The sequence below is a fragment of the Rahnella sp. Larv3_ips genome (assembly GCF_003697865.1).
Taxonomy (GTDB): domain Bacteria; phylum Pseudomonadota; class Gammaproteobacteria; order Enterobacterales; family Enterobacteriaceae; genus Rahnella; species Rahnella rivi.
The window spans coordinates 76,511-83,130 of the sequence record NZ_MJIB01000010.1; the positions used below are offsets into that span (position 1 = coordinate 76,511).

The 6,620-nt window shown below is 48.3% G+C and carries 4 protein-coding genes; all 4 read right to left on the reverse strand.

Annotation, left to right across the window (positions count from 1 at the left end):
• Window positions 1–224: 224 nt before the first annotated feature.
• Window positions 225–479, reverse strand: a complete 255-nt coding sequence (locus ED901_RS14835; RefSeq protein ID WP_122096360.1) for a bacteriocin immunity protein — start codon at window positions 477–479, stop codon at window positions 225–227.
• Between the two features lies 1 nt (window position 480).
• A complete protein-coding gene (locus ED901_RS14840) occupies window positions 481–2,901 on the reverse strand; it encodes an S-type pyocin domain-containing protein (protein ID WP_240993939.1) in 2,421 nt (806 codons plus the stop codon).
• Window positions 2,902–3,760: 859 nt separating this feature from the next.
• Window positions 3,761–4,237, reverse strand: a complete 477-nt coding sequence (locus tag ED901_RS14845) for a hypothetical protein (RefSeq protein WP_122096361.1) — start codon at window positions 4,235–4,237, stop codon at window positions 3,761–3,763.
• A gap of 5 nt (window positions 4,238–4,242) precedes the next feature.
• Window positions 4,243–6,243 carry a DUF3289 family protein gene (locus ED901_RS14850; protein ID WP_122096362.1) on the reverse strand — a complete coding sequence of 667 codons (2,001 nt, stop codon included), beginning with the start codon at window positions 6,241–6,243 and terminating at the stop codon, window positions 4,243–4,245.
• Window positions 6,244–6,620: the final 377 nt, after the last annotated feature.

Sequence of the window (6,620 nt, forward strand, 5' to 3'; positions counted from 1 at the left end):
GGGGGCAAGGATCTCCTCATTGAATACAGTGCACGGAACTAAAGCCGGGATACTTACATAAAATGTCCGTTTTTCGCTCAAACCGAACTGTAAGATTTGATGATGTTCTACCTACTAAATCTATCAGTTCAAGTCTGAGCAAATCCATGTAAGCGTAGGGCTATTTCCGAATATCTGCTAATCCTCGATACGACCCTCATATGAGGGCCGTATCGACTTAGCTATTATGATTTAAATCCTGGCTTACCGTTGGCAGCTCGCCATTCTTTGATGATTTTAACAACCCCTTCAGCCGAATTATCAGCTCCGGGTTCAGGGTGGTATATAAGATCCCAACCATCCGGATGTTCAGTTAACTGGCTAAACTCATAAATAGCCTCATCATGTGCAGCTTCTGTAGGGAAATCGATTTTCTTAATTTTATTAATAAAATCAATAAATTCCTGTTCTGTATAATCTGTTAATTTTTTACCAACCATCTTAATTCCCCTTATGAATATCAATATGACGTTTAGGTGTTAATGCATTCAAGTTATCCACATTATAGACATCACCACCTTTCGATATTTCTACTTTGTGATGAAGTTCTATCTTCACTCTCTTTCCAGCAGAATCTCTAAATCGAACTGTTGGGGCTCGCCCTAATTTCATAATATCGATGTCATCAGATTCAAATTGTTTGCTTAGCTCAGGATCATCGGCCACTGCCTTCCAGAAAGCTCGACGGAACGAATCAAAGCTCCCAAACGTCCGGCCACGCAGTTTATCGGCAATCTGAGTCGGGATCGACGAACCAGCACCCACACCGGCGTTCCCCAGCCAGTTATCCCCAACGGGCTGACCTTTACCACTGGCGGTACCGGGCATATTCCGGGGGCTGCGCAACATCACGTAAAGCGGTTTCAGCCCCGACTCTGCCGGAAAAATCAGAATGACGTCTCTAAAATCCAGTTCGTCTGCCACCGGCGTCGTGGTGACCGTCACGCCCTGTGGCGCGGAGATTGGGTTTCCTGTATGCACAATGTTTTCAGGCAATGGAACCGGACCGCTCATCGTCAGAGGCGTGTTTACACCAGGCGCATCGGCAGGGCTCACAAGAATGGTCTGTGCCGGCACACCCGCCATTGTCGGCAGCGTATAACTCCAGTAACCGGTTTTACTATTCTTTACAGCTCGTACGACTGGAACGCTGCCGGCAATATTGGTACGTACCAGTTGCGCTTCTAAAGTACCATTTTCACGCATAACCATTTGACCGCGAACGGGCATAGAAATACCCGCGTTCGTATCAGCCGCATGATTTAATTCGGCAGAATCGGGCAAAGACAAGACGTCTCCGGAGATCAACGTACTGATATCCCGTCCCGGTACCACATCACTGCCCACACCTACTTTGCTTGAATACAGCAGCCCCACAATCGTCACGGCCACCGGGCCCGCCAGACTTGCCGTGGCAATACCGCGCAATTCGGCGAGGGCAGCGCTGATTCTGCCCCAGGCAGCACCGACGACATCATCACCCAGCACAATGCCGCCTTCGGATGCTACAGCCCAGCTCATGGGTGTACCTGCCATAGAAGCACTCACAGGGATCCCCCGTACAGACTGAATACTGATTGTTCTCAGCGAGTCAGCTGCAACCTGGCGTGCCTGCATAGCCTGTGCGAGTTTCGCGGCGGCGGCTTCTGCCGCCTGACGTTGTCGTTCAGCCTCTGCTGCTCGGGCTGCGGTTGCCGCCGCCGCCGCCGCGGCCTCTGCGGCCTTACGTTGACGCTCAGCTTCCGCAGCGCGTGACGCAGCCTGCTGTGAAGCTGTCAGCGCTGCCAGCGCAGCCTGTCGACGGGTTTCTGCATCACGTGCGGCCACCGCCGCCGCCGCACTGGCCTGCTCTGCCGCACTGGCCTGGGCAGCCTGCTGATTGGCAGAGTTACGAGTGTTTGTTGCGTTCGTCCGCGCCGCATTCAACGTGCTACCGGTGAGTTCAGTGATAAAAATGCTGACAGTTCGATCATTTTTCCCGCCAACATCACGTGCTTCCCAGTGACCATAGTCACCGTTCCTTTTAGTGAGCTTGGCGGCCTGTGCATTCAGCTGGTTAGCACGTAACGCCGCCTGTTGCGCAGCGGACTCGGCTGACTGAGCCGCCTGTCGAAGATTCACCGCGTTTTGCGCAGCAGCATTCGCTGCCTGCTGCAAACGCGACTGCTCTGCGGTCGCAGTATTCAGGTTCGACTGAGACTGAGAAACCGACTGATTTAGACCCGCAATGCTGGCAGCGGCAATCGCGGCCTGTCTTTGCTTTTCTGCTTCCGCCGCAGCTGATGCTGCAGCCTCCGAAGCTGCGGCACCCGTTTTCTGATGCTGAGATAGTGCACTCTGAAGATCGCTCGAGACCAGAGTCACGGCCTGAGCCATCGTTTTTTTAGCGGCATTATCGGTTGTTCGGGTTGCCGTATGACCATTGCTTCCGCCGGTTTCATAGCTGGTTGTCACTTTATCCGGCATAAGGTCATGGGCGCGTTGCCAGGCCTGAACGATCTGATCGCGTGCAACAGGCTGTTGAACAAGAGACAAAGCGTCAAAAGCCGCGCGCAATATTCGATATGAAGCTGTAGATATTGCCGCGACGAGTAAGTTACTCAGGCTTTCTGAAATGGTGGCGTTAATCAACGACGTATTAACTGGTCCAGAGCCAGCCCAATTACTGCCTGCAGAACCAGATGACCCCGAAGCGCTGCCGGTATCATGCCCGCCTGCATTGCCAGTTCCTGTATTCGTACCGCCCTCATCAACATGAGATAGATTTACACGCACAGAGCCGTCAGAATCATAGGTCACCGGGGGCCCATTAAAATAGCCCGTGGAAGCCTCACCGTCACCGTTATAACTGAATCCAGGCATAGTCTTTTCCTCTTTCAATCATTATCTTTTTTTTACTTATGGGAAGTGTGGTATGCGTTTTATGGCTCACTAACTAACATCAGGTTCGCTATATTTAGTGCTCTGCCATACCACTGATGCTGTATATATATACATGGTTTTACATACAGTATTTGCATGCTATGCCTGAATTGCGGAGGCCGTCAACGTGCCCAGTGATGAGGGAAATAATAAATCATACAAAAGGTTTTAATTTATTTATTGTTTTAAATCATAATGATGGGTTTGTTGTCAGGTGACAGGATTTAACATAAGGCCAACTTTCTTCGCCGTTTCGGCAGTTCTATGAGCGCTGGCACAACAAAGACCTCGTTCTAAAAGAACCTTACTACCAAAATACCGCTGATGAATGCTAGGAACCAAAGCCAGCTATATACATAAAGGGGGGAGGGCGAGTCGATTTCTAAAAACGAATCACCGCAGGGACTTTATTTGAGCATGCCCTTATAGTTCTCCGCACTTATTGAAACGTATTGTTCTTAAGCAATCCGTCGACTCACTGCTGGCAAGTTTAATAAGGGGGAAGAATGTCCGCTTCACACCCTGTTCTAAAAGCAGCACGGAGAAATAGCCGGGGTTGGCTTTGAGCTAATAAAGGAAGCGTGGAACAATAATTGATGCTTACCCAGTGCTTTTGTACGTCTAAAATGTATTTGAGAATCGCATTGATTCTCACGGGTTTCTTTATCAAACCCGGTTAAAAAAACATATATTCCCGAAGCCTTGGTATAACTGATCTTCTTCCTGAAAATAGTGCGCGGAACTAAAGTCGGGGGTAATTACAGAGGCTTTGTAAACATTATTTTAGATAAAATAATTTTCAATCAATAAAACTAAGGTGGACGCGGGTACCACTTTTATCTGTTGCAACTTCATCTTTCCATTTAGGGTCGCCAATTTCAACATAGAACAAGCGTTCACCCCAGGAAATACAGCCACCAAGTATACCATTTAAGCAAATTGCATCGTCAGCAATCCAATAATTTATGTCGCCACTTCGCTTAATGTAACTAATTCTGTTATTAACGAAAAGAATCTCATCACATCTATCCGTTAAGGGTGCCCATTTTTTCATGATTTCCGTGCTGTTCTTTTGCCAGATTTTTTTCTGAGCATCATGGGACAGAGGTGCGTTATCCACTAAGATTACAGTTGATTTGCAATCTCTTGCCCATATCTCACTGTACTCTGAATGCTGGTATATCTCTTTTATATGTCCCTGCCTTAGATAAAATGCATGCAGTATGTAAAGTGTACAGATAAAAAGTATTACGAAAATCATTTTGATATATTTCATGTTTCCTACCCGTCAATCCATATGCTGAAATTAGATTCATTGATGAACGGCTTGTAACCATAAGGTTTATAGCGCTGCAAAATAAACCAAGAACAGAACCAAGAGGAAAGTTCGAAAACTTTCCCATTCACATCACCAATATCTAATCCGAAATGGTCCTGAATTTTAAATGTTAATCGTGCTTTGAAACTCTTACGGCGCAAACCCCTGGTTTCAGTTTCCATTACCTCGAAATCATCAAGATATATCTTGGTTGAATAAGTATCATGGATAGTTATGCCTAGGCCATTGAACCAATCCAAATCAGTGAATTTTGGCAATGTAACATTACGTCCTATTTTTGCTCTAAGTTCTCTTAGATCGTTTTGTGATAGTTGCTTACACTGATTATTTGAGAGCAATTCATCAATAAGTTTTCGAATGATCTCAACGCATTCTTTAGTGGTTTTATGCTCCAGAAATGCCTTGTTCAGCAACTCGTGTTGCATTATCCCACCTTCATTTTTTCTGAATTTTTCAAGCATGATCTGGATAAGGGGGGCATACTCACCACTTGCCGTCCAGAAAGCCATACTGTCCATGCTGGCGAAGTGCTCATCCACTGTTTTGTTAAAATTAAACAGGTTGATCTTAAATTCCTCACCAAACACGTTTACCCGGTTCAGCTTCCCCTGCGCCAGTATCTGCTCTTTGGTTAAATCACCGTAACGCATATCGTCAGCAATAAAATCATTCATCTTATTTTTTGTACTATAGATGAGTCGACGCTCTGCCTTCTGGAGCTGGATAATCAGACCACGCGGGTCGAAATGCCAGACCAGACCGGCTAACTTCTTCTGAGTGTCCACGGGGAGTTTATCGAAGAACGACAACGCCTCGGCATGTTCCTTGAGTTCTGCATAACTTTCATCGTTCATCGGCTCAGGCAGCGACGCATTCGGTGCCTTCAGCCATGAGAAGCGGGTATCAAACGAGGAAAAATCCCATTCCAGCGGAAACTGACAAATAAACCTCGTAAAATCAGCAGCCTGATTTTCCTGGGCTTTCTTCATTGTCGCCGAATTACACTGACCATCTGGCGTGATATCGTCACTAACAAGAGTCCAGCCCGCCCAGTCAGGGAAGTCGGCATCCGTCCAGGTATTCACCACCGGAGACGAAACATCCACCCATCCTTCACCGCCGGGGTAGGCCACACGTACCCACTCACTGTAGGTTTTATGTCCGCTGACGACGGGTGTGGGTTCACAAATGTAATCAACGGCAAGCGCCGCTTCCCCGACAGTCTGGTAATCATCACCGACCTTATGCAGCGTCCGGGTTTTAGTGCTTTCATGGGTAATATAGAGTGCTTCGTTAGTGACACAGCAACGGAATGCTGACAGCCCGTAAGGCGTGCTTCCCTCATAAATGGCGGTCCCTGCAGGAAGAAGGAAATAGCGATGCCCATAAACAGGTTTTGCTCTGCCTGAAGCGCTGACATCCAGATTGCCATGGTCGCGACCACACAGCATCTTCAGCATGTCGGAAGAGCAGCACAGCTGAAAATGGCAGGCGTTTCGGCCACTGACCATACCGCTGGTGCCAATAATCTGGCCCCGTCTGACGGTGACACCCGCTTTAACCTGAATTTCGGGGCGTACCTGCTTCATGTGCATGGTCAGCGAGTAAAAAACGCACAATACAGGGTCTTCACCCGTGAGCATTTCATGACGAATGAGCACACAGCCGTTATCCGTTGCGCCATCGTAATTCAGCGGTTTTGTATCACGTTTCTCCGTGGGCGCAGGATAGCTGGCATAAACAACCACACCATCAGCAACGGCTCTCAGCGGATTGGCTAAAGCGCCGGTATCGGTATGCGGGATATGAATGCCACTGTGCCATGACTTCCCCCCGTTTACCGGAAACCCGCGACGCGGGTCGACAGGCATCGTCCGCATGACCCATGCGGCATACTCTTCATTATTCTGACGGGGAAACAGAATGGGCGGTGAAATGTGCATCAGTGCATTCCTTGCTTATGAAAATGAAAACGTGTCCAAAACCGGAGGCACGTCTGCCACTTTGTTGTGGGGCGGTAAATCTATGTGCATCGTGGCTGATGCTCCAAGATACGTGCGCTTCGCTTTGCGTACGTAGTCCCCTGTGGCTCCAGTATCTGCAATGGCATCAAATAGAGTACGTTGCTGAAGAGGAGAGTTGTGGCATCTGCGGACATCACGACCAGAAATCTACCAGATCTCAGAAAGCAAAAAACCCGCCATAGGCGAGTTTCTTTAAACAGGGTGCCCGGACTCGGACAAAGGCGCGCAGCGTCTTTGAGCAGCGCTTGCGCTGACCCCGCAGGGGTGAGTCTCAGTATGAGACGAATAATCGAACG